The organism is Methanosarcina horonobensis HB-1 = JCM 15518 (assembly GCF_000970285.1).
GTDB lineage: Archaea > Halobacteriota > Methanosarcinia > Methanosarcinales > Methanosarcinaceae > Methanosarcina > Methanosarcina horonobensis.
The window spans coordinates 4,588,395-4,613,127 of the sequence record NZ_CP009516.1 but is presented as its reverse complement, the minus strand read 5'-3'; the positions used below and the strand labels follow the sequence as shown (position 1 = coordinate 4,613,127).

The 24,733-nt window shown below is 40.5% G+C and carries 20 protein-coding genes; 10 read left to right on the top strand and 10 right to left on the bottom strand.

Features of this window, described 5'->3' with window-relative positions; all coding sequences use genetic code 11:
* Nucleotides 1–8: 8 nt before the first annotated feature.
* The 3 genes from MSHOH_RS20045 to MSHOH_RS20035 all read left to right on the top strand — a co-directional run bounded on the left by MSHOH_RS20045 (nt 9) and on the right by MSHOH_RS20035 (nt 4,196).
* The gene (locus MSHOH_RS20045; RefSeq protein ID WP_048142336.1) at nt 9–2,132 is read left to right on the top strand and encodes a DUF2341 domain-containing protein; all 2,124 of its coding nucleotides are present in this window, start codon (nt 9–11) and stop codon (nt 2,130–2,132) included.
* Nucleotides 2,133–2,632: 500 nt separating this feature from the next.
* Nucleotides 2,633–3,379 carry a hypothetical protein gene (locus tag MSHOH_RS20040; protein WP_048142335.1) on the top strand — a complete coding sequence of 249 codons (747 nt, stop codon included), beginning with the start codon at nt 2,633–2,635 and terminating at the stop codon, nt 3,377–3,379.
* Nucleotides 3,380–3,572: 193 nt separating this feature from the next.
* Nucleotides 3,573–4,196, top strand: a complete 624-nt coding sequence (locus tag MSHOH_RS20035; RefSeq protein ID WP_082089437.1) for a flavodoxin family protein — start codon at nt 3,573–3,575, stop codon at nt 4,194–4,196.
* A gap of 67 nt (nt 4,197–4,263) precedes the next feature.
* Here the strand turns inward: MSHOH_RS20035 and MSHOH_RS25785 are convergent, their stop codons facing one another.
* Nucleotides 4,264–4,740 carry a GNAT family N-acetyltransferase gene (locus tag MSHOH_RS25785; RefSeq protein ID WP_275425597.1) on the bottom strand — a complete coding sequence of 159 codons (477 nt, stop codon included), beginning with the start codon at nt 4,738–4,740 and terminating at the stop codon, nt 4,264–4,266.
* A gap of 83 nt (nt 4,741–4,823) precedes the next feature.
* Nucleotides 4,824–6,113 (bottom strand): toll/interleukin-1 receptor domain-containing protein, encoded by a 1,290-nt coding sequence (locus tag MSHOH_RS20030; protein ID WP_048142333.1) that lies wholly within the window; start codon nt 6,111–6,113, stop codon nt 4,824–4,826.
* A 240-nt stretch (nt 6,114–6,353) separates the two neighbouring features.
* On the opposite strand from MSHOH_RS20030, the gene MSHOH_RS20025 reads away from it, so the two are divergent.
* A complete protein-coding gene (locus MSHOH_RS20025; protein WP_048143699.1) occupies nt 6,354–7,565 on the top strand; it encodes an ABC transporter permease in 1,212 nt (403 codons plus the stop codon).
* Between the two features lie 101 nt (nt 7,566–7,666).
* Here MSHOH_RS20025 and MSHOH_RS20020 read toward each other — a convergent pair whose 3' ends face one another.
* Nucleotides 7,667–8,116 carry a hypothetical protein gene (locus MSHOH_RS20020; protein WP_048142331.1) on the bottom strand — a complete coding sequence of 150 codons (450 nt, stop codon included), beginning with the start codon at nt 8,114–8,116 and terminating at the stop codon, nt 7,667–7,669.
* 252 nt (nt 8,117–8,368) lie between these two features.
* On the opposite strand from MSHOH_RS20020, the gene msrB reads away from it, so the two are divergent.
* Entirely contained in the window at nt 8,369–8,791 is a 423-nt protein-coding gene (gene msrB, locus MSHOH_RS20015) for a peptide-methionine (R)-S-oxide reductase MsrB (RefSeq protein ID WP_048143697.1), read from the top strand.
* A gap of 503 nt (nt 8,792–9,294) precedes the next feature.
* Entirely contained in the window at nt 9,295–9,954 is a 660-nt protein-coding gene (locus tag MSHOH_RS20005; protein WP_048142328.1) for an HAD family hydrolase, read from the top strand.
* A gap of 101 nt (nt 9,955–10,055) precedes the next feature.
* Here MSHOH_RS20005 and MSHOH_RS20000 read toward each other — a convergent pair whose 3' ends face one another.
* Together MSHOH_RS20000 and MSHOH_RS19995 are read right to left on the bottom strand one after the other, a co-directional pair.
* Complete coding sequence (locus MSHOH_RS20000) at nt 10,056–11,195, bottom strand: UDP-N-acetylglucosamine--N-acetylmuramyl-(pentapeptide) pyrophosphoryl-undecaprenol N-acetylglucosamine transferase (RefSeq protein ID WP_048142326.1); 1,140 nt, start codon at nt 11,193–11,195, stop codon at nt 10,056–10,058.
* Nucleotides 11,196–11,251: 56 nt separating this feature from the next.
* The gene (locus MSHOH_RS19995; RefSeq protein ID WP_048142324.1) at nt 11,252–12,418 is read right to left on the bottom strand and encodes a UDP-N-acetylglucosamine--N-acetylmuramyl-(pentapeptide) pyrophosphoryl-undecaprenol N-acetylglucosamine transferase; all 1,167 of its coding nucleotides are present in this window, start codon (nt 12,416–12,418) and stop codon (nt 11,252–11,254) included.
* Nucleotides 12,419–13,176: 758 nt separating this feature from the next.
* Here MSHOH_RS19995 and MSHOH_RS19985 point away from each other — a divergent pair.
* Entirely contained in the window at nt 13,177–14,175 is a 999-nt protein-coding gene (locus MSHOH_RS19985; RefSeq protein ID WP_082089435.1) for a PHP domain-containing protein, read from the top strand.
* Nucleotides 14,176–14,238: 63 nt separating this feature from the next.
* On the opposite strand, the gene mtaB is transcribed toward MSHOH_RS19985, so the two are convergent.
* Both mtaB and mtaC read right to left on the bottom strand, forming a co-directional pair.
* Nucleotides 14,239–15,624: a methanol--corrinoid protein co-methyltransferase MtaB gene (mtaB, locus tag MSHOH_RS19980; RefSeq protein ID WP_048142320.1), complete on the bottom strand. Its 1,386-nt coding sequence runs from the start codon at nt 15,622–15,624 to the stop codon at nt 14,239–14,241.
* Between the two features lie 10 nt (nt 15,625–15,634).
* Nucleotides 15,635–16,411, bottom strand: coding sequence for a methanol--corrinoid protein MtaC (mtaC, locus tag MSHOH_RS19975; RefSeq protein WP_048142319.1), 777 nt, complete (start codon nt 16,409–16,411; stop codon nt 15,635–15,637).
* A 900-nt stretch (nt 16,412–17,311) separates the two neighbouring features.
* On the opposite strand from mtaC, the gene MSHOH_RS19965 reads away from it, so the two are divergent.
* The 3 genes from MSHOH_RS19965 (at nt 17,312) to MSHOH_RS19955 (ending at nt 19,902) form a co-directional block, all read left to right on the top strand.
* Nucleotides 17,312–18,202: a helix-turn-helix transcriptional regulator gene (locus MSHOH_RS19965; RefSeq protein WP_204245358.1), complete on the top strand. Its 891-nt coding sequence runs from the start codon at nt 17,312–17,314 to the stop codon at nt 18,200–18,202.
* A gap of 279 nt (nt 18,203–18,481) precedes the next feature.
* Complete coding sequence (locus tag MSHOH_RS19960; protein WP_048142314.1) at nt 18,482–19,273, top strand: helix-turn-helix transcriptional regulator; 792 nt, start codon at nt 18,482–18,484, stop codon at nt 19,271–19,273.
* A 152-nt stretch (nt 19,274–19,425) separates the two neighbouring features.
* On the top strand, nt 19,426–19,902 hold the full coding sequence (locus MSHOH_RS19955) for a DNA-deoxyinosine glycosylase (RefSeq protein WP_048142312.1): 477 nt from the start codon (nt 19,426–19,428) through the stop codon (nt 19,900–19,902).
* A gap of 93 nt (nt 19,903–19,995) precedes the next feature.
* Here the strand turns inward: MSHOH_RS19955 and MSHOH_RS19950 are convergent, their stop codons facing one another.
* The 3 genes from MSHOH_RS19950 to MSHOH_RS19940 all read right to left on the bottom strand — a co-directional run bounded on the left by MSHOH_RS19950 (nt 19,996) and on the right by MSHOH_RS19940 (nt 23,358).
* The gene (locus MSHOH_RS19950; protein WP_048142310.1) at nt 19,996–20,175 is read right to left on the bottom strand and encodes a 4Fe-4S binding protein; all 180 of its coding nucleotides are present in this window, start codon (nt 20,173–20,175) and stop codon (nt 19,996–19,998) included.
* Nucleotides 20,176–20,482: 307 nt separating this feature from the next.
* Entirely contained in the window at nt 20,483–21,268 is a 786-nt protein-coding gene (locus MSHOH_RS19945; protein ID WP_048142308.1) for a hypothetical protein, read from the bottom strand.
* Nucleotides 21,268–23,358 (bottom strand): bifunctional polysaccharide deacetylase/glycosyltransferase family 2 protein, encoded by a 2,091-nt coding sequence (locus MSHOH_RS19940; RefSeq protein ID WP_239451076.1) that lies wholly within the window; start codon nt 23,356–23,358, stop codon nt 21,268–21,270. The genes MSHOH_RS19945 and MSHOH_RS19940 overlap by 1 nt, the downstream gene beginning before the upstream one ends.
* Nucleotides 23,359–24,733: the final 1,375 nt, after the last annotated feature.

Genomic DNA, 24,733 nt, shown 5'->3' with positions numbered 1-24,733 from the left:
TGCTAAAAATGAAAAAGAGACTGACCACATGTGGAATTATTTCTGTTTTTTTCCTGGTTTTGATTACGGGCTCTGCCCTGGCTACCGTGAATGATCTATGGGCCATATCTAAGGTAAATGATACGGAAGGCTATTCCCAGGAGATCATAGTTACTGAAAATTCCGGAGAAACTTTGACAGACTATCAGGTTCCTATTAACCTGAATTTTTCCAACTTTAATTTTTCACAGGCAAAAGAGGATGGTTCCGACCTTCGTTTCTTTTCCGGAGGACGAACACTTAATTACTGGATTGAGTCCTGGAACCCGAAAACTGAAGAAGCTCTCATCTGGGTAAAAATCCCTTCCCTGCCTGCGAACAAGAACACCACACTCCTTATGAAGTGCGGAAATCCGGCTGCTGAGGCAGTAAGTAATGGAGAGAAAACCTTCGAATTTTTCGATGACTTTGAAGAGGATAAACTCAAGGGGCTTGTATGGGATTCCGAAAGTGCAGGTGGAGGGCTTGTCGAAGTCAAAAACGGAATCTGTAAAGTGACAGTTCCTGTGCCTCATGCTTATGATTCCTCCCTGATCTACAGTAAAGATAGTTTTGACATTAATTCTATGTTCGTAGTTAAAAGAATGAAAGTTACTACAGGAAAAGATGAGAGAGGTCCTCTGCTGAGGCAGGGCTTCATAGATCAGATAAGCAGCAGGAAAAACGAGGTCAGGTTCCAGACTGAATTTGCCAACGAGAGTCGGGTGCGCTGGGAGACTTCTTACAGAAAGGAGAGATTTAATTCTTTTGATAAAACAGATGTCCGCATTCCTGAAGGAGAGTGGTACAGCTCAGGAATCGCCTGGTATGAAGAAAATGATACACGCAAAGTAGCCTGGTTTAAGAACGGTATTCGGGATGTTAACATGGATTATTCTTCGAATGACTATATTACGAACTTCCCGATGCATGTCTATCTTTATGCAGAATCTTATTCCAATGCCTCTAAGAATACGGGATATATGGCTGTAGAATACGCTTTTGTCCGAAAATTTGTAGAATCCGAGCCAACTGTAAATTTCGTCTCAGATCAGAACAAAACTGAAGTATCTACCCAAAACAACGCTGAAGTATCTATCCAAAGCAACGCCTCTGAAGGTTCAATTTCCGAATCTGAAACCATCCCCGAGACTGAAACTTCTGCCCCTGAGATTTCAGCTTCTGAGAAGTCTCCTGAAGAATCTTCTGAAAAAACAGTAAAAGTGCAGGAAAATCAGAGTGTAAATGAAACCAAAGCTCCAGAGATTCTGTTTCCCAGATATAATGTTAATCTTTCTGGAATTAAACTCTCGTCTCCATATAGATTCGATTCTCCTGTACTCATAAGTGAACTTGAATCCTCAAGAATCAGTACTGTTTTCCTGAGCATAAACAGTGAAGACGTCTGGCAGTATGAACGTTTCGTGAAAATGGCTCATGAGAACGGAAAGAAAGTACATGCAGTGCTTTTTGAAGAGCTCAACTGCACAGCAAAAGAAGCTGCGAATTCCTCTACATCTTCCCTGAATACCATCCTTGACTACAACAACAAGTCACTTGCACCTTTTGATGGAATTAACATTTATATCAAAACTTCCTCTGATCCGGACTCCGGAAATAATTGCATGGACTATATACCCCTTTTTAAGGCTGCCAGTGAGAATGCCGGAGAAAACGTATCCGTTTCAGCAAGTCTTCCTCCCGTTTATGCTTCATCAAATATTGAAAAAATTGCTCCTCTTGTAGACTTCTTTATTGTCAGGGCTTATGGCGGTGAGACTGAAGACCTTAACTCTGAATCGGCGATTATTGATGCTGTTGCACTTGAAATGGGTGAAATAAGAGGTGTAAATTCAAAAGGAATAATAGAAGTTTCCGTAGAAGAAGGTTTTGAAGATAAGTACCTGGTACAGGATCTTTTTGCAGGACTTGCAGAGTATTACACAGGAGACTTAGCTTTTGCAGGATTCTCAATCTCCAGCTATGATGCATACTCAGCCCTGCCTGTCAAAGCTGAACCTGAGGAACGGTCCGCACTACCTGGGTTTGAAACATTATCTGCATTACTTGCAGGGCTTGGAGCCTTTGCTTTTCTTAAGTCGAAGAGAGAATGAAACAAGATAAGAAAATAGAAACTAAGGAAATAAAAATTGACAGGGAAATACAGTAGAAGTGAAGAATAAGAGTAAAAAAGAGTAACTTTCTTTTTTTCTTTTTTTCCTTTCTTTTTTCTCTTTTTTCGGAGTATAAAAACAAAAAAACAGGATCTTTTGGGGATATTATTTGATATAAGCTCAATATTGACTGGATTATTATTAAATAATTAATATTTTTTAATATATTGGTATATATAATATCTAACAATATTATATCTTAATAATTCTTGCCTTCTTAAATTGTCGGGCAGGAAATATTTTCAAATCAAATATTTGTGAGTTTTATGGGAGTTAAACTCTGCCTGAAAAAAATAGCAACATAGGAAACCTGTAAACAAAGCCCATTTCTTAAGAGGTACCTGCAGTCGTTGCGACTATTGTCCGACAGAGCAGAGATCAAGTAATGGCAGTGGTTTCATAATCTTTACATTAACCTGAATAGAGTGGGGGAAGTAATTTTGATTAAATACCGAAAGTTCGGAGTGCTTATTTTAAGCCTGATAATACTGCCTGTGTTTGCAGCGGTAAGTGTGACTGCCTTATCCGAAGATAACGATTTGATTGGAGATGTGCCTGACCTGCCGCTCATCCTTCATGGAGAGCTGGATTTTAATGGAGAATCTGTCTCTGCAGGCTCTGAAATTATGGCATATTATGAGGGAGAGCTAATTGCAAAAAGTACCGTAGGAGAGGGAGGCAGATACAGTCTGAACCTGAATCTCACTCCTGAAAACTATACCAATATCGGAAATGTCGAACTCTACGTTAATGGCGATAAAGTCAGTTTTGAGATTCCTGTTTCTCAGATGGAAACAATTGAGAATGCATCTCAGGGCTATATTGCTGAAGTTGACATAATATACTCTACTTCATCTACTGATGGTAACACAGGCTCAAGCGGCGGTGGTGGCTCAACAGGTGAAGCCAGGATTGCGGAAAAAGATACAGCCGAGTCTGAAGCTTCTGACAGGACTGAAGGTAGTTCAGAAGCAAGTTTTGCCGGAGAAGACGAAGATGATACTGCTGATGCAGAGGGACCTGTTTCTCAGGTAGATGACGGAGAAGGAGAGGATATTAAAGATGTTGAAGGTGCTGAAGGTACTGAAGACGCTGAAGGGGCCGAAGATGCAGGTTATTCATCAATCTTCACAGCATTGCTGTTTATTGCAGCGCTTTTCGGGGCGTTTATGGTAATTAAAAGATGATTGGCTAAACCAGGTAAATAGACCAAACCAGTAGGGCTAAACCAGCAAAATTATTTTTCTTTTTTTTCATTATCTTCTTTTTTAAGACTTTTTCATAGAAACTGACTTATTTTTTTAAATAAGAGAAACGTTTTTATTCTGATCTGTCATTTATACTTTTGTGTAAAAATGTTTAATATCCAATATTCAAAATTTGAATGGGGGTTCTAGCATTAAAATTCTCGGATTGGTGGGTAGTCCTAAAGTTGATGGTAATACCGCAAAACTTGTGAATGCAATTCTCGAAGGAGCTGCAGAAAATGGGGCAGAAACCATAATCTATAATCTTTCTTCTCTTAACATCAAAGGGTGTGACGCCTGCCAAAGGTGCCAGGAGAATGGCTGCTGTGTTATAGATGATGACATGCAGGAACTTTACCGACAAATTGAAGAAGCAGATGCTGTTGTACTCGGTTCTCCTGTATATATGTGGCAGATGACAGCCCAGACAAAACTCATTATTGACCGCATGACAGCTTTCTTAAGGTCTGATTTCTCAAGCAGGCTTGACAATAAAAAACTAATTCTTGTTTTCACTCAGGGAATTCCGGACAGGGATGCCTTTAAACCCTATTTCGAATATACAGCGGGTCTTCTTTACTATCTGGGTTTTGATATTCTGGATACAATCATCGCAGCAGGCACGGATAATCTTGAAGTTACTTTCAGGCCCAGGTTACTGGAAAAATCCAGGGACCTAGGGAAACTGATTTCGGCTTTTCACCTTCCGGGCCCGAGGTATAGAAGAGTAGAGTCAAGCCTGACACCATCTATCTAAACTTTTCTGTCAGAAGGTTCTCTTTTTTCGCCTTTTTCTTTTTTAAATTTCTTTATTTTTTTCTTCTTTAAACCTCGAGAAATTCATCAGGATACTCCGCTACTCCGCCTGAACCTTCAAGAGATCCTTCTTTTAACTCCACCGCCATAAAAGCCTCAGACGGAGCTCCGAAAGGATCTGTAATTCGCCATTTTTCTGCCGGTTCAAATCCGAACTTAGGATAATACTCAGGATGTCCGAGGACTATAACAGAGTCATACCCTATTTTTTCGCAGGCTTTTAGCCCTTCTCTTATAAGTTCGCCTCCTATACCCTGCCTCTGGAACTCAGGAAGGACTGCAACCGGTGCAAGAGAGATTGTTTCCTTTTCCTTTCCTTCTGCAGGTTTGATTTTTATCGGGAAGAAGAGTACATGACCAACTATCTTTCCATCAGCTTCAGCTACAAGTGAAAGTTCATGGATGAATTTTGGGTTTTTCCTGAGGTTTTCAACGAGTTTTCCTTCGGCAGGCTGTCCGAAGGCAAGGTCGTTTACTTCGGTTATTGCGGGATAGTCGGAGGGAGTTTCGGGGCGAATTTTAAGGGATATTGTTGAACCTTTTAGTCTTTTTATTCTTTAACTACAAGTTAATTTAGTTTCTTTCTTTCATAATTTAATTCTTCTAACACTTTGTAAAATCTATTTTTTTCTTGTTCAGTCATTATTATCCTGGTCTTTTCAGGCCATGTATCCATGTTTTCTTTTGAATGAAACAAGAATATATTGTCGACTATTGCAAAGATATTGTCAAACTTTTGAATATACTCTCTACATTCATAAGGTGGATATTTTCTTTTTCCAGACTGTAAATACAATTCCTGCACAGTTTTGCGGTTTTTATGCATATGCTCCAGAAACTCTTCATCATCAATTTCACTACTTTGGAATTGAATAAATTTTTCAATCGCAGTTTTTGCTATTGGAACTACTTGTTCCAATAATGTGTCTGACCATTTTATAATCTCACTTTTAGTTCCAGAATGAGATTTATAGAATTCTCTATATTTTTCGTATTCGTTATTCCATTCAATCTCAATATCCTCAATTCCATCGTTAGATTTTATTCTCATTGGTCTCCATTCTTGATCTAAATCAGGTGAGACCCAGTAGCTTCGGCAAAACCAATTAACATTTGAAATGTCGTCTAGCTTATTATAAGCAAATATCCAGATAACATCATTATTTGCTTTCAAAGAAAATACGATTTCCCCCAACGCGTCTTTAATTTCACATTTGGGATAATCCTTATTTATTAAAACATTTGTAGAGTACCTTCTCGCAAGTCCGAAGCTAACATCTTCTTCAGTAATAGTATCATAATTTGCTTCGCTTTTATCTATTTTTAGTCCAATTCTTTCATATAATTCTTTATAACTTTTGTTCAATTCTTTGAATGCTATATATTTCAGATCCCGAATTGTGGCAATAAATTCTATAATGTTGTTTTCAATAAGTTTTATTTCATCACTTTCTTCTTCCAGAGGCTTTACTTTTTCTCGATGATGTTTTTTTATAGTTTCTTCGATTAACTTTCCTTTTTCTTCCCAGTACTTGAGATATAGTATCCCTTTCAAATCAAAATTTACATCATCATTGACAATTAGTATTACTCTCTGTTTGTAGTTTGATTCTTTCATAAACTCTATGACCTCAAACATGCAAGCTTGAGATTTTAGATACTGATCACTGATCAACATCAAAACGAGGTCGTGGCTTCCGATACTTTTCATAAATTCTTTAAAGCCTTGGGAACATTTTACGCCTCTTATGTCCCTTGTTACTCTAATCCCCCTTATACGAAGTGTATTATCAATTTCATTTGCTAAATCCATGTTTTTGTGAGAATAGGACAGGAATATTTGTTTCTCTTCTATCATGAATACCACATTGCCAAGAATCAAGTAAAATTAGTATCATAATGACTTTATAATTTCTATCTACTTTAATATCCATTTATCGATTTAGTTTTCTATTCATATCTTTGTTTGACTATTTGGTCACATCAATTCGCAATATCTTATGGGCTGTTCATCTGTTTTAATATATTAGAGGTATATATTGCGTATATCTTGGTCAATTGGTGAATCAGATTTTAGTGAAAAATGGAGCCCCCATTCATGATCCCCCTTTTAAGTGCAGGAAAAATAGCTCTTGGAAGCATTACAAGCGCAAAGATGCGCTCAACCCTTACGGTTCTTGGAATTGTCATCGGAGTTGCTGCTGTGATTGCAAACGTGTCCCTTGGGGCAAGTTTTAACCAGCACTTTACAAATGAGGTAACCAATATCGGCTCAAATTTCATTTATATTCAGGGAATGCAGCCAAAGCTTTTCTACGACAACCAGATGAAAATAGTTGAAAACACGCCAGGAATTTCAGGAGTTTCGCCTTTAAAGTCGCAGACTGCTGAAGTTACGTATATGTCCGAAACCAAAAGCATCATGGTAAGCGGGGTAGGGGAGGCTTATGATGAGGTTGCAAATACCCAGCTCCGGGAAGGCTCCTTTATTAATGATAATGATGGGTATGTAGCAATTATAGGGCATGATATTGCAAATGAAAAATTCGGCAGAAATATTTCAGTCAGAAACTCCATAGACATAACCTTCAGGATAGGGGAAAATGAGAAAATCACAAAAACCTTCAAGGTTAAGGGAGTAATCCAGAATCCTGAAAACACAATGATCCAGGCTTATAACGATAACGAGGCTGTCCTTATCCCTGTCAATGTAATGAACGAGATCCTTGGCGAAACGGACTATGGAGGAGTTTTTGCAATGGCTGAAGACCCTGCGGCTATTCAGGAGACCTCGGATGAAGTGGACAGACGCCTTGCCCGGAATTTCGGGATTTCCGAAAGGGATCTTGAGGATAAAGATTCGAGACCCTACATGATCGTCAATCAGGCTGAAATTTTAGAACAGACTGATATGATGGCAGCAGCCCTCAGCTCTTTCCTGACAGCCGTTGCCCTGATTTCCCTTCTGGTAGGCTCCATAGGGATCATGAATATCATGCTCGTAAGCGTTACCGAAAGGACAAGGGAGATAGGAGTGCTCAAATCTCTCGGCTTCACAGGTTTCGACATCCTTTTTCTTTTCATGATCGAGTCAATCCTTCTTGGAGTTTTCGGGGGCATTATCGGAGGTGCTGTTGGAATTGCAGGTGCATACAGCGTTGAAAGCCTTCTTTCCCTTCCCGTAGTATTCCCTTTAAGCCTGATAGCTGCCGGGTTTATTGTTGCGGTTGCAGTCGGCTTTATCTCTGGCGTCTACCCGGCACGAAAAGCTGCAAAAATGAAGCCTGTGGACTCTCTAAGGTACGAATAAGACTGGATAAGGAAGGGCAAGGTAAAAAAGGTAAAGTAAGGTAATAAAGCAAAAAAGTAAGATGGTAGAATCAGGTAGAATAAACTCCGGAATTATCCGAATTATTGAAAAAAGAGCTTGAAAACTATAAAGATCAGGAAAAACAGCCCAAACCCTATCTGGACAAGAATTTTCCCCCGTTCAAAAGGATCTTTCCGTGCTTTCACTGCCCCGTAACTCAGTTGCCCCAGGCCCGGCCCTGCAGGAAATATAAGAGTCCAGGCATAAACCCAGCTTTCCCAGTCTCCTGTTCCGTACTGGTAAAAAAGAACCAGACCGAACATATTAAGAGTCCAGCTGAAAGAGGCAATCCATTCTCCAATGTTGTTCTCCGTTTCCAGGGAAGTGGCAAAGAGAAACGTTCCTGTGACAAGGAGATAAAACGGGAGAATAAACTTTCCAATATAAATTTGCCTTGAGACTATCAGGCCAAATACTATTGCAAGAAGAAGGAATATAAGGGCAGCTGTTATTATGCTGTGATCTTTTCTGTTCTCCCAGTTTTCCTCCATAGCCCCTCAAACTAATGAGTTCTTGTCTTGTGGGTTATTTCGAATATTATGTTTTTTTTCTTTAATTGAATACTATTTGCCGCAATTTATATTTATCTGGCGTGCAGTACTTTAATAACTCGCAGTGCTCTCCCTTTATTATACAATGCTCTTCCTTGAGGGGAAGTCAAAATCTTTCCTGAGCTGCAGAAAAATAATTTTTCCGATATAATTAAGTTAAATAAGGTCACATACTTAAAGGGGGTTTTGCGACTGACACAGAACAAGGTCGAGAAGTCTGAAGAAGAGTGGAAAAAGGTTCTTACTCCTGAACAGTATCATGTTTTGAGGCAGAAAGGTACGGAAAGACCCTTTTCCGGCAACCTGTATTATAATAAGGAAAAAGGAGTCTATACCTGTGCTGCCTGCGGGCAGGAACTTTTTTCTTCGGATACCAAATTCGAATCCGGAACCGGCTGGCCAAGTTTCTATGACGTAATTTCCAGTGACAGGGTCCGGCTTAAGGAAGATACCAGCTATTTTATGAATAGAATCGAGGTGGTCTGCTCTCGCTGTGGAAGTCACCTCGGGCACGTTTTTGAGGATGGACCTTCACCAACTGGGAAGCGCTACTGCATTAACTCTGTTTCTCTTGATTTCAAAGAGGAAGAGGAAGCAGGACAGGAAAAGAGGTAAAGAATAAAATTCTTAAGTACAAAGGGTATTAGAGTTCCAGTTTCGAGCTTCAGGGTAGCTTTAGATCAGGAAAAGGAGGTCATTGTAAACTTGAACCTTACGAAAAGGCATACTGAAATTGGAGGATTTTTAGTTTTTCTGATCCTCTATCTTGTTTTTTTCAATTTTTTATTCCGTTTTGAAGAAGCTGGGTATCCTATTTACGCGCCTGGAACTCTTATATTTGCTTTTTTTGGATACTGGTTGGGTGGATATCTTTATGATAAATATCTGAGATGAAAACTTGATGGAAAATGTAACAGGAAATAATTTGTGAAATAATTTGTGAAATAGTTTGAGAAATAATTTGAGAAATAATCTGGAAATAACCTGAAAAATATCTGGAAAATCGACTTCAACTTTCACTAAAGCTTCATTGAGATCCGGATATTTCTATATAGAAACTTTAATGAGTTCTAGTTTTTCATAAAATTTATTATGGAGCACAACAATCTATTGAATACATGTTAAAAGCAATTATTTTCGACGTGGATGGAGTTCTTGTGGACTCCATGCTTTTTCAGGCAGACGCCTGGGTTGAAGCGTTTAAGGAAGTGGGTATTACTATCACCAGGAAAGACATTTATGAGCTTGAAGGCTCAAACGATACAAGGCTAATTAAAGCGGTTTTCGAAAAAGCCGGAAAAGAGCCTGAGCCCGAGCATTTCGAGCAGTTACCTGAAAGGAAACGCGAGTTTCTGGAATTTGACAGAATAAAACCTTTTGAAGGTATTCCGGAGTGCCTGAATGAATTGAAACAACATTTCAAGCTCGCCATGGTCTCCGGCTCGAACCGTATAACTGTAGGAAAAGTGGTGGATAAGTTTTTTTCAGGCTATTTTGATGTAGTTGTTAACGGGAGCGATCTGGAACGCGGGAAACCTGATCCTGACCCTTATCTTAAAGCGCTTGAGATGCTTAACCTGACAAAAAACGAATGCATTGTAATTGAAAATGCACCTCTTGGAATTACGGCTGCCAAAAGGGCAGGACTTTACTGTGTTGCAGTTGCAAGTATGCTCGAACCTGAGGCAGTACAGCATGCAGACCTCGTGCTCGAAGAACACGCTGCTCTGCTGGATTATCTGAAGAACCTTATACCTGCAGAGCCTCATGCCGAATAACTTTGAATTTTTCTAACAGTTCTCCCAAACTTTTTCCGAAAACCCCTTCTCCCAGTCTGTGCTGACAAATAGAGGTTTTCCAGAGATATCGGAGAAGCTTTTCAGGAAGTTTTCTTCCCTATTTCTTTTTCCAGCAGTTCTCGGATCGCTTTTGGCCCGTCCAGTTCCCCTGCAAGCCGCTGCAGTCTTTCCACTTTATTTCTATATGCCTCATCTTCAAGAACTTCCCTTATGCATTCGAGAACGACCTCGGGAGGGGTGGAATAGCTGAGCATTCTTCCGTAGCCTTCCTCCTCTACCACTGTAGCATTACTTTCCTGTTCGCTATGTCCCTCGTCCGGGAAAGAGAGGATGGGAACCCCGAAGCTTAAAGCCTCCATGATTGTGCTGTGCCCGCCTGGAGCTATTACGGCATCCGAACTCTTGATATAAGGATAAGTGTCTTCAACAAACCTGAGAATCTGAACATTTTTTGGGATTTCTCTGAACTTTGAGGGGTCAAGGGAAGGGCCTGCAATGAGTGTATAATTAATTCCGGGATCAAGCACAGCAGTGGTGAGCACTCTTCTGAAAATCGGTTCCCTGTATCCGAAACCTCCAATAAGAGAAACGACATGGGGCTTTTCCAGAGGGATGCTGTCTATTTCTTCATACTTTGCCCTTACAAGAGGGCCGCTGTAGAATAGCTTTTCCCGAAGTCTGGGGGCAAAGCTCAGATTTTTTCTGCAGACGGTGTAGGGCAGAGGATAGTCAGGAATAATTATTCTATCGGTTTTTTCAAAGACTTCTTTGTAGAACTTCTTTGTCAGCTTCCCAATAATCCTGACCGGAACTCCTCTGTTCTTAAAAAACTCTTCCATATTCGACTGGTTGATGATAAGATATACAGGAAGCTTAAGGACCATGGCTGCAAGAGTCCCCAGATAGTAGCTGTCCGAAATCACAATATCCGGTTTGAAATCTCTGATCAGCTTGAGAAGCCTGGGGCCTCCGAGGAGCTGGGCGCTTTTGAGGGTTGCTTCGATCGATCCTGTTAAATCGAGACCTCCAGCCTTTCCAACCAGTTTTATTTCCGAGGGGATTTCCTGGGCTTTATACCCTGTCTTTTCGATCAGGTCCTTTGAATAGCCGTAAGCCCCGAATTTAACTTCATGCCCTGCAGCTAGAAGCTCTTTTCCCAGTGCAAGGCAGCGACTGGTATGGCCAAGCCCTTCCCCGCATATAAAAATCATTATTTTCATCCTTTATCCTCGTTTTTCAGGATGTTTTTATTTGTATTTGCTTTTTCTCCCTGACCTCAAGCTTCTTCCTTTGAGTTTTCTTTTTCCGCAGGTCTGCCTTCAATCTTTTCCTCAAGAAACTTTCTGACAGCTGCAGGCCCGTCCAGCACTTCGGCAAGTTCCATTAGCCTTCGGGTTTTCTTACTGTAACTCTCATCTTCCAGGACTTCCCGGATACAGGCAAGAATTACCTCAGGGGGCGTCAGATAACTCATTCGCTTTCCGTATCCTGCTTCTTCAAGGATTGCGGCATTGTTTTCCTGCTCTATATGTTTTTCGTCTGGAAAAGAAAGTACAGGAAGCCCAAAGGCAAGGCTCTCCATAATGGTTCCGTGCCCGCCTGCAGTAATCACCAGGTCCGAGCCTCTGTAATAAGGAAAGGGATTGTCCGTAAAACCCGTAAATTCCACATTGTCGGGGATTTCAGGAAACTGTTCGGGGTCTATCTCGGGACCTGAGATAAAGGTATAGTGAATGTTCGGGTCCAGTTTCGCAGCCTCAAGCACATTTTTGAATATGGCTGCCCTGTACCCGAAAGCTCCGAGTGTTGAAAGGACATTAGGGTGCTTGAGGGTTTTTGCCCCGGCTTCCCGATACCTGCATCGGATAAGGGGGCCGCTGAAAAAGATATTGTCATTGATGCTCCTTGAGATCGCGAAATTTTTTCTATTTACGGAGTAAGGGAGCGGGTAATCAGGAACTATTATTCCGTTAACGCTGCTGAATATGTAATTGTAAAACCTTTTAACAAGCTTTCCTGCCGTTCCTAAAAGAGGTCCCTTTTTCTGAAAAAACTCTTCCATATTGAACTGATGCCCGATAAAGTAAACAGGAACTTTTTTTGATTGTGCAGCAAGGATGCCTGAGTAGTACCCGTCCGAAAGTACAACGTCAGGGCCCAGTTCTTCAATCAGTTTGAGGAGCTTCCTGAACCCGGAAGGGAAAAGATTACTCAGCGTTTCTTTAATGGATTTACCAATGTCAAAAGTCCCGGCCTCTCCAACCAGCTTGATTTCCGGAAGAATCTTATGCGCCGAATAGCCTGTTTTTTGCACCAGTTCCTTTGAGTAACCGTAAGCTCCAAAGTTCACTTCATGCCCTGCCGCCAGAAACTCTCTCCCCAGCGCAAGACAGCGGCCGGTGTGTCCAAGCCCTTCTCCGCATATAAACAGTAAAATTTTCATATCCGTGCCTCTCTACCCTGCCGCAATCTGTAGAAATAAATATTTTTCATGGATTGAACCATTGCTTGCAGGGCTCCAAAAGCCTTAAAAACGAGTTTAATAGCTTCAAAAACTGTCTGCATAATCAAAAAAATAAAAGAAAGAGATTCGAGGTAAAATTTGTTTAAAAGAGAGTAACATGGGAGGGAGATTTTAACAAGCTCTTTACTGATGGCATGCTTTTTGGTCTGTTCGTATAATTTGGGTATTGGTGTTTTTGGTCCCACGCTACTAATTAGTAGATACTCACCTCCTGTATATATATTTTTTCTTCTTTCTATGTAACAATTCCTTTAAGTATTGTTATTTGTCTTAGAAAACAATATTTTCTCACTTTTCCTACCACCTTTGATTCGGTTATTTTACAAAGAATTTATACTCTAAAAAGAGGGTTTTTTACAAAAAAGATCGTATGCGCTTTGGATTATTTCCGATCGTTCTTTTACTATTTATTCCATCCATGCAGTAAGGTAAATAATATTCTCAGATTTTACCTTCTTTTCTGCTTTTTTCTTCTTAAGGACTCTTTTTCTCTTGATTTTTTATCTCTGTCTTTTCTATCTAACTATCTCATTTCTTCAATTATCTATGTATTAATTATGAAAAATATATTTTTTAGCGAAATATCTTTATATTTCTGCCTTCATTCTTTTAACTGGATAAGAATTTCTTTATATTTTGCACAGAAAGAAATCCGAATAAAATGGTCGTGCTTGTTTATGCAAGGAAAACCCGAAAACAATCCTAAAACAACTGTAAGTTCTGAGCTTGCAGAAACCCTGCACCAGGAGGGATGGAAAAAGATGGACCTGCATGTGCACTCCTCCTGTTCCTATGATGTCCCTCCGGCAAAGGCAATGCACCCTGCAGTTCTTTTTGAAAAAGCAAAGGCTAAGGGACTTGATTTTGTGACCTTTACCGACCATGATACTGTCAAAGCATATGACCTGCTCGGCTGGGATAAAGAGGGGCTGGTTCCTGGGGTTGAGATTTCAATAAAAGACCCGGAAAACGTGGGACATACTCTTCACATTAATGTTTTTGATCTTGACTCGGAAGATTTCGGAGAACTTGAGGCTATCGCCAATCAGGAACATGATTTCAAAAATTTTATCCGTTATCTCAGGGTTCATGACCTGCCCCATATATACAATCACCCTTTCTGGTTTGCGATAGGAGACCGCCCCAATCTCCGGGCTGTGCCTGAACTTATAAAACAGTTTCCTGTAGTTGAATATAACATGCAGGACTTAACGGAAAAAAACCTGATTACGGCTGCCCTTGCCCGAAAGTACGGCAAAGGGCTTGTTGCCACTACGGATAGCCACACAGGAGGCATGGGTGCAGTCTATACGCTTGCAAAAGGAGATTCTTTCAGAGAATACTTTGGTAATATCAAAAATGGAAGATCTCATATAGTAGTCGAAGGAGGAGCCAGTCGGCACCTTACAAAGGAACTGAACGCCTGGGTCGAACTTGTCTTTTCCATGGACCGAAATGCAAGGGGAGAAGCGGGTTTTACCACAAATGTGAGGACTTTTGACAGGCTTATAGGTTTCTTTGCAAATGGGAGGATAAGAGAATTTCCCAGAATTAACGGGCTGGCAATGAAATTTTTCCAGAATTTTTCCCGTTCGGGACTTCCTGCCTATATGTACATGAGAGCTGAAAAGCCTCTGGTTTCCAGAATAGAAAAAATGGTTAATTTGACAGCTTGAAAAAATGAGGATAAAAGTGCAGTACGTGAAGTTAAAGAAAAAAAGAAAGAGAGAACTGGGGGCTTAGAAGCCGTAGTTCTCTGGAAGGAAGACTTTAACTTCGCTCTTGTACTTTGTAAGGCAGTCGTCCATGAACTTGTCCATGTCGTCTGTGAGGGAGTCCAGGGATGCCTTTGCGTCTGCGAGGGCTTTGGATTCGAACCTGGAGAGCTCGAGCTTGCCTGCAGCACCTTCGCTGACGATGTCACAGCATGCAACTGCTGCGTTCTTTGCTCTGAGGTAGATGTTGTCTCCGTCCTTAACAATTGCCTGGCCGACCTTGTATGCGTTGTCGTATGCAAGCACGTAGGACTGGGGGTCTCTGTACCTGTCGGAGAGCATAAGGAGGTCCCTGAGAACTTTTTCGTTCTTGGTTTCAAGAGCGGTGTTCATGAGAGCGCAGTCGTATGCAAGGGACTCGGACCAACACTGAACGGTGGTACCACCGAATTCACCGTGGTATTCGACAGACTCATTGGACCAGCAGTCACAGCACTGCATAATGAGGTTACCCATTACGTCAGAGTGGGCGCAGGTGGAAGTCTTACCTTCCTGGGTCATCGGCTTACCTGTGATGGCTTTGATGATGATGTTCTCGTATCCGCAGTCCTTTCCGGGGCCCATTGCGCCGCATTCGTATGCAACGAGAGACCTGGGGGCAGAGATTGCTCTTGCGAGGATTGCGAGGGTGTGGGCAAGGTTCTTGTCAAGGAGACCGCCTGCAATGAACATTGCGGTGTTTGCCTGGGCACAGTCGGTGTCACCGGCTGCAACAGTGCCGGTCTTCTGTGCAATTGCTGCAATGTCAGACCAGATCATTTCCATGTCCATGGAACCGAGGCAGCCAATTGCGTAGAGCATACCAGGGATGTCGTTCCTGAGAACTGCGTGGTCGAATACTTCCTTACCACCCATTGATTCAACGGACAGGAGGTCAGCACCGGACTTTGCGCACTGTTCAAAAGCCTCGAGGAAGACGGAGTACTTGTCGCCTCTGAGCTGGAGGAAGTCCCTGTTCTCACGGATGTCACCGATTGTGTGGCGGAGGGCGCACTTTATGCCGTATTCATCGTGGTATTCTTCCATGATGGTCTTCTGGGCGTGTGCGACTTCTGCTCCCCAGGAGGGGTTGTTGGACATCTGCTGAACGTGTTCTGTTTCGAGGATTACTGCCGGGAAACCGACCTGGACCATTCTGGCCATAATGTCGGTGGTGATCCTCTCGTATTCCTTTACGAGTTTTTCCTTGGATGCACCGGCTTCAGGTCTGGGGGCGTAGTTAACTTCAGGAATTGTGTAGCCTGCACCGATCTCAAGGCCAAGGCCTGCCTTTACGGGGTGCTTGGATACGCCGAAGGTCATTTCGTCTGCGCTTGCGTATGCCATTGAAGTGTATCTTTTTGCTGCCATTTAACTCACCTCAGTGCTTGTGGAATTTCTCTCTTAATGCTGCGATCTCTGTGGTACCTGCAATGATTGCGTCAGCAATCTTGGGGGCATCGGCTGCTTCTTCACCATACACACCGAGTGTATACTGGGACACGAAGTCCTGGTTAACTGCTCCGCCACCGCATGCGAATGGGATCTTGATTCCCTTTTCGAGGAGTTTGTCGTTAACTTCCTTGAATGCATACATGGTGGTGGTCATGAGTGCAGTACCTGTGACCATGAGGGGCTTGTTTGCAACAACGGATGCAACAACTTCGTCAACAGGGACGTCCCTCCCGAGGTCAATTACATCGTAGCCATTTGCTCTGAGGAGAGCGGTAACGATGTTCTTGCCGATGTCGTGAACGTCACCTTCTGCGACGTGGCAGACAACAGTTCCCTTTGTTACAGGGGCAGTTTCAGAATTTTCCTTACAGAATTCGATACCGTTGAGCATGGCGTCAGCAGACATCATGACATTGGGGAGGAAAATGATACCTTCATCGTAGAGCTTGGTGACAACACCCATACCGACCATGAGGGCATCGTCGATGAGTGCAATTGGGTCTTCGCCTGCATCAATTGCTGCCTGGAGACCCTCGACCACGTCATCTTCTTCTCCTTCGAAGATGGCTTTTGCAATCGGGTAAATAAGTTCGTCCTTAGGATAGAGCTCTTCTGCGGCATCTTCAGGCGTCATTGCCTTTTCCAGAGCCACATTGTATCTGGTTAATACCTTTTTCAGACTTGCCTCTGTAAAGTCCAACATATTTCTAAACCTCCATTTAGATTTAACAGAAAGGTCCTTGCCTTCCCGGATCTGCAGTTTACCGGTTTATATGGCACGGGAGGTTCCGGTTTTACCTTTGTAAAGCTTTTTTCTTTCTGTGGTAGCACTCTAAGAAATATCTGGAGTTTATTTATCTTTGAAGGGCTAAATTCCAGATTTCTGCAACACGTACCGATGAAAGAATTTTCTTTCTCCTGTTTCCGGAACTTTTCCTTTTTTAAGTGCATCTCACACCAGCATGCTGGCATGTGTTTACAGCATAATTAGGGTAAATCATCCCATATACCATAACCGGCGGAAATTTTTTCCTGATTTTTTCTAAGCAACACGGGGTCCGAAATTTTGAGGCTATTGTGCAACTTCTTGAATCCGAATTTTTTTGGATCTTTTCTCTTAATAAATAGACTCTAAATTTTTAAAGCAAATTCCAAATAACAGTGTCAATATTTTTTCTTAAGTTGGTGGTTTGGAACAATCTAATCTTTTTTGAACAATGACATTATTTAGATAAAGCCTGTCAAAAATTTCAATGATCATATTTGCCCTATCAGTCCAACATATAAAATTAATGCAAAATCTTAAAATAGTATTTTCTTTTTGAATCTGGCTAATGCTATTGTTTTTTTTAATTTTTTCCCAACTCCCTAACTTATATAATTATACTATTTAGATCCTCTTACGTTTTAAATTATTCATCCAAACTCTTTTATATATCTCTGCTTATCGGTTATCTCCAAATATGGCGCAAACTCTTCCTCTTGTTAAGCCGTAGAGAACCCAATGAGGCCTCAAATTTTCATTCGCCGCGGCAAGAAAATTTACAGTGCCGCAAGATACAGACATCCTATATTTACAAAAAAAGAGATAGAAGTGGTTTGAATGCAACCTGAGTTAATAGATGTAGTATTTCGTTCCCAGAAAAGAAGGGATCTCCTCTTACTCTTGGGGGAAGAACCCAGAACAATGGAAGAAATTAAAACCCTCCTCGATGTGTCTCCCACAGCTATCTTGCCCCAGATCAAAAGACTTACAGACAGTAACCTGGTTATTCAAAAAAATGGCAGCTATGAATTGACAGACATGGGAGAGCAGGTGTTCAAAAAAGTCAGGTCTCTTGTTGACGTCCTTACTCTTGTTGAAAAAAATAATTACTGGATAGAACACGACCTGGACGGAATCCCTCAGTACCTTCTAGACAGGATAGGAGATATTAAGGACTGTAATCTCATTAAAGCCGATCCCAGCCAGATATTCGAACCGAACACTGAACTTTTGAATTTCTTTTCCTCTTCTCGTTATCTCATGGTATTTTCTTCCTTTTACCGGCCTGAGTTCCTTCCCCTTTATTCAAAGCTCGCAAGACTTGAGTCAGAGGTCTCTCTTATTTTTACGGAATCGGTACTCGAGAAATTCCTGCATAACTACGAAAGGAAAATACGGAAATTTGCCACAATGGAAAATACCGAACTTTCTGTCTGTAAGGATGGTGTGAAAATTGCCGAGCTTATCGTCTCCGATCGTGGGATGATGATTTCTCTTTTTGACAGCCAGGGAAGGTTCTATCATGAATATATGTACTGTTCCGAGCCTCAGGCTATTTCCTGGGCAAGAGAGCTCTTTGATTTATATAAATCAAGGGCATTAAAGGTTGAGGGTGAGAAAAGCATTGACAGTTTTATATGCACATCAGAGAATGGAACTTTCTTTGAGTCTGAAATGTTAAATCTTCATACTGATGTATCTAAGATACTGATGCATCTACAACATTGATTTGTCTAGCATACTGTGTGTTTAAGCTAACATACTGATGTGTCTAAGTATACTGATTGTATCAACAGGTTTAATACTGGCTTATAGGTTTTAATCCAAAACAACTGAGCGAGATGATTACCCGGAGTAACTACAATTATTCGAGTAACTGGAACTTTCCAGAGCAACTTGAAACTCTTCAGAACGGAAAAGTAATTCTTCTTCAGTCTGAAATAACTCCGGATAATCTAAATCACCCCTGTTGAATCTTAACTCCTTTCCGGAGGGAGGCTAAATAGAATGAGTATGGAACTGCAGTTAATAGATACTATTTTCTTTTCGGACAAAAGGAAAAATTTACTTCTGCTCCTGAAGAACGGGCCAAAAACGATCGAAGAAATCAAGACCGAACTTGAAGTCAGTTCCAGCCCTATTATGGCTCAGGTCCGCATCCTGCTCAAAGATGGACTGCTGGTGCAGAAAGAGGATATTTACGAACTTTCTGTAAAAGGGAAGCTTATAGTTCCCAAAATGGAACCTCTTCTTTCTACTTTTAAGGTCTTTGATGACAATCACGATTACTGGGCAAGACATAATTTGCGTACCCTTCCTCCTCACCTTCTGGACCGAATCGGAGAACTGGGTCTATGTAAGGAACTCGTACCTGAGAGAACTCATATTTTCGATTACCCGCCAGAAATTATGGACCCGCTTTACAGGTCTAAAATAGTAATGGAAATATCTTCGTTTTTCCGTCCGGGATATCCGGGTCTCTATCTGGATCTTGCAAAAAGAGGGATTAAAGTGTTTCTTGTTCTTGAAAGATCAATATACGGGAAACTGGTCCGCGACTACAGAAAAGAGGTCGAGGAATTCATAAATATGGAAAATACATGTCTCTTTGTTTGTGACGATAAAATTGAGCTCGCTTCCAGTATTGTTACTGACCGTTTTATCTCTTTATCTATGATTTCAAAAGACGGAAGATACTATAACCACGAGATGGTGAGCTTTGAAAAAAGCGCCCTTGAATGGGGTAAGGAACTTTTCAATTATTACAGGGACATGTCTGAACAGATTATGCAGGTATGAGATATGTTTAAGCTGAGGTTTGCAAGCTCTGAAGTTTTGCAAATCTCAGGATTACAAAAACTTGAATTGTCTGTAAACTTTTAATCACATATATAAATCCATTTTTTTAGATTCTAAAGACTAAAGTAGCCTTAAAACCCAGTCTCTTTACCATGATAAAAAGAGGTTTTCCTCCTGTTCTTGATAAAAATACTGAAATCCTGATTCTGGGTTCTCTTCCTGGAGATGAGTCCTTAAGGAGGCGGCAGTACTATGGGCACCCTGGAAATGACTTCTGGAGGCTAGTCGGCAATGCCATCGGAGAGAGTCTTCAGGACATGGACTATGAAACAAGGCTTGAGACTCTAAAACGCAATAAAATAGGGCTCTGGGATGTTTTTAAAACCGGGAGAAGGGAAGGAAGTCAGGACTCAAACATCAGAGAAGAGGAGATAAATCAGTTTTCAATATTAAAAGAGATGGCGCCAGAGCTAAAACTGGTATGTTTTAATGGTAAAACATCAGGAAAATATGAACCGATTCTGAGAGCAATGGGCTATAAAACAAAGATCCTGCCCTCTTCAAGCGGAATAAACCGGAGAAATTTAAAAATAAGGGAATCTGAGTGGGAAATTACCCTGAAGCGTTAAAAGCTGCCCTTTCCAACCAACCCACTCTTTCCCTTTAACTCGTTACTGTGATTTCCGTCCACAGGGCGAATCTAGTGAACTCCAGTTTCAGTATTATTCAGTCTTTATAGCTCCAATGGGGCAGGCTTCTTCGCAGGCTCCGCAGTCTACACATTCATCCTCATCTACAACCGCACAGCCTTCATCCTCATCAATTATAATTGCTTCTACAGGACACTCTTCCACACAGGTCCCGCAGCCTGTACATTCTTCTTTGTTGACTTTTGCTGCCATTAGTTTCAACTCCTCTTTTCATTTTTCTTTTTATCTTGTTAGGATCAGTACTTTATGAATTGAAGTTAGAGTTCAGGATTCAGTTAACCCACCAAACTCTATTTTTATTCATCCTTTTTTATATATAAAAATTTGCTTTTATTTCACAGTTATCTCTTTTCCCTTTCTTATCTTTCTGATGATTTCTTCTCTTTTCACTCTATGAGGGACTGTCTCGTAATTCAAGTTCAGGAGCATAAAAACAGTTTCTTGAAAGTTAATAAGTAAAAGTAAAATTGATTTTGGGATAAGTTCGTTCAATATTTCATCAGACTATATGCAAGATATACTCTGTGTTCGGAGCTGCAGCTATAATACTTTCATAAGATGCTGTTGGCGGAGTGCTTGAAGAATATCCCGTATATATCCCTACTGATGTGTAGTGGCTTGCTAGCTTCTCGTACTCTCTCATGAGTAAATCCTGAGTAGCTTTATCGCCATCATATAGGATGATTATATCCTGCGCATCGCCAGGAAAGTAGGTATAATCTTTAAAATAAGTCAGGAACAGTTTAAATTCAGGATTGTATCTTTGAATTCTGCTTAACCAGAGATCACGTTCATCATCGCTAACGTGATAAGGTTCCCCGGTTAATTTCCATTCTATATCAATGTTTACGCCTATTATGCTCTCATGATGACCATACTTTGAAAGTATAATGTCAATCAATTCAGGTATGTCAGCTCCATTAGGCTGAATTGAAAGAATCACTTTCAAGCCGTCTTCATCGAATTTTTTCAGGTAGGGTTCCACTTGATCAGTCTGACTGTAACTGTAAATGTTTTCCCTTTGTTCAAAAGGAAATGGCAGGTAAGTGAGATTACTTTCATGTGCCTGGGCAACGACAAGGTCAACTACTCCACTCTCACCTCCAAATCTCTTGGCAGCGGCAGACCACTCTTCAGCAGGCTTTGTAAAATTGCAATTATTCCATACCCCTTCTGAACACTCAGACTGTGGAGGTCCTTCGGTAGTCAAGTATAAACAAAGTAGAGTTATAAAAAATAAGGGGATTGACCCTATTAAGACATACTTTTTGTAATCTTTTTCCATTATCTCACCACAAAGGTGTTTGCACCGAACTTAACCTTTATTCCTTTACCTGTCAGGTAGCAGAGGAAAAGGCAGCTGATTACTACCACCTTTATTGTTGCATAGATCAATACATATGGTATCAACATTACTAATAATCTTTTGTCTGTGGCAAACAATGGGCCGATGTATATGATGTACAGCATTATGGAGAATGCAAGACAGAGGATTCCACTCATCAATATCAATGGGATGTTCTCATATTGAAGTATTAAGCACGGTATTGACATGATCAGGAGTATGGAGAAAATTCCAGTAATATATCCTGAGTAATTGAATATCATCCATGGGTTCTTTATTGCCCATTTTTTGTGGAGCCTCCATAACTGGAGATTGCCGTACCACCATCTCTTTCTCTGTTTATACCACCCTCGAAGAGTCTCAGGTGCGTTTGTGTAAACTATTGCTTTTGGTTCTTGAATAATCTTAACGGAGTTTTTAAGAGCTTTGATTGTAAAGTCTGCGTCTTCAACGATAGTTTCGTTACTGAATCTAACTACATCGCATACTTTGCGCCTGACAGCGGTAAGAGGGCCAGGGCATACGAGAATACTGCCGGACAAACTCTGAAGGTGACGGGTAATATCCTGTTCTGTTCGGTATTCTATCATCTGGAAGTATTTCATGAGTCCTTTCTTTCTGCGGTTATCGTGGATATACACATTTCCTGCCACCATCTGGGCATCTTTATTCTCATTGAGACATTTCATTAAAGAGCTCACAGCATCCGGTGCCATATACGAGTCTGAATCCGTAAAGATCAGGATGTCTCCTTTTGCAATCTCAATCGCTTCATTAAGAGCGTTTGCTTTTCCTCCGTTCACTTTAAGATCGAGAAGTTTTACGGGATATCTTGAAATAATCTCTGCAGTTCTGTCACTGGAACCATCATTAACAGCGATTATTTCCATTTCTCCTTTGTAGTCCTGGTCAAGGATGGATTGGAGGCATTTGCCTATTGCTTTCTCTTCATTGTAGGCAGGAACGATAATGGAGACTAACATTGGACTTTTCGCGTCAGGATCTTTCGGATCTCGACCATCTTCAAGTAAGTATTTATTTTGTTTTCTTTTCTTGTGACACTCAGATAACAACTTCCATATCACAAAGAATGAAAGTGGCAGTAATGAGGTTATGATAAAGAACCCGAAATATATCTCCATTATCTTATTTACATTTATATTTCCGATAGTAGGGTTGTCACCTTTCCTTGATCCTGCAGGGATAACTGAAAATGCAACCTGTCCTACTGATTCATACTGAGTCAACTTGGCCATGTCGGAGACTACTTCTGGTCGGGTATTCACCTCAATATCGTCTACTCTGACGGTGATATTCATCTCGTTAGTCGATGATAAGTAATCAGTGAGAAACTGCTTTGTGTATGGATTCCAGTCCTGTACATGGAGCAGAATGGTTTCTGGATTTTCTTCCCTGATTTGCTCTGAAGCTTCCTGGTACCGGGGGTCGTCAAAGCTTTGCATTGTACGCCACTCCCAGGTATATTCGTTTCTATTGGATCCGCTCGTTTCGAGAATGGGTAACTGTGTTGAGATTCCATTACTCTCTATTTTCTGTTTTAACGATTCATCTACTATTCCATTGATGGGTTCTTCTGGAAGGATAAATGCCACAGGAACAATTCCGGCTTTTTCAAAGACTTCTTTCCCCTTTTCTATATTTTCTTTTGTCTGCAATGGCGTTAGGATAGAATAATTTTCATGTGCCCATCCGTGTATTCCCATAAGAACTCCTCTATCCTGCGCGTCCTTCAATGAATCAAGGAGCTCTGGTTCTTCCAGAATAGTAATACTTCCGGGAGTACCGCCGTTTAAGTGATTAAGTCCCGTGTAAAGAAATAATCCAATTGAGAGAGTGATTAATACCGCCAAAAGTAATGAGACAATCGGCATACATTTATTTATAATACGACTGCTGGACGAACTCGTAAACTTTTTCTCGTTTTTCTCTTTTCGAGCAAATATAATATCTGGCTGATGTATCACTTTTGTCCTTTGGAATTTTACAAAATCTCCGATATGTTTCTTCATTATACATAATCCCCCACACGTCCTACTTCAGCTGACTGCTTAATCGATAACAGGCATTAAAAGGACATTTTAATATAATTTTAAATGATAGTTAGCATCTGTTTTATCCTGAATAATTTCGATTTTTGAGCGGCAATCTAATGGATCTTTCTTTCGTTAAGCTTCACAATCTCTCATCGATTGTGATCAATATCGTCAATGTGAAACATTTTCGGATAAACAGCACATCTAATTTAGAGGCAGCAGTCACTTTAAGTAAGTCTAGATTTGTCTCTTTAACAGGCTCAGATACACTATACAGTATCTACTGGGTACTAATCTGTCTCGATAAAACGCCCTTCTTACTTGGGAAAAAAGTGTAGACAACTCATCCGCATTTTTTCCAGTAACCAGGGATTTATATTGTTAGTTCTACACTTACAGGATACGCTGCTGCAACTCAACTAAACGCGACCAGGCAAGCTATCAGTATCAAGATTTAGTTAAACACCTCAAATTTTTCCACTCAAATATATATCTATAGGCTACGATGGGTTTACAAGTTCAGAAAGGAAAGTATTCTATTTAATGCTTCTACCTCTTCCCTAAGTCTCCTATCTGATCCCTATCTAGTCTAAATTTACCCATGATTAGTAATCTCCTTAATTATTTAACACTTTTCTGTATAAAATTAGTACTTTAGTTTTACTCGGAGATATATAGCAAGTTACTCAGCCGTTATAGAATAATTATCCTCTTTTCTTCTTAAAGGTATACCGCAGCTCTTTTTTTGAACAAAAAATGGGAACTGAGTAATAACTGGTTAAAAAATATTTCAATTTATTTTTCAAATGCTGATAAAAATTCATTCTGAAAAGCTAAAATTAAGCAAAAAAACGAATATAGATAAATTCAAGTGCAGTATAGCTATCTTGAAAACCAATAAATCTGAAACTTCATGGTATTTATGCTGCCTGATACTTTATCGGGTTAGAGAAACCTCTTTAAATGCAGATGCCGATGAAGAGAGCAGATCTTATATCACCAGAAGTAAGGGGAAAAGATATCTGAAATGAATGAAACAACACAGTAAGCTTGAAATAAGCCTTTCGTTTCGTTTGAATACCCTGTAACTTGCTACGAGAATGAAAATTTCCCCAAGAGCTATTGTTAACTGACTGATTTATATCCTTAGCTACCTTTTTTCTGCAAAAGAACTATAGGCATGTAAACTGTTGTATTTATAAATGAGATACATATGATTTATAGAATCCTATTAAATTTATTTAGACAGTGGCTCCCACCTTTTCGAAAAATATATATTTTGAAATTGGTGAAGTTACTCTCTTAAGTTTGATACAATTGACATTTATATAGTTCATCCCAAAACCAATTT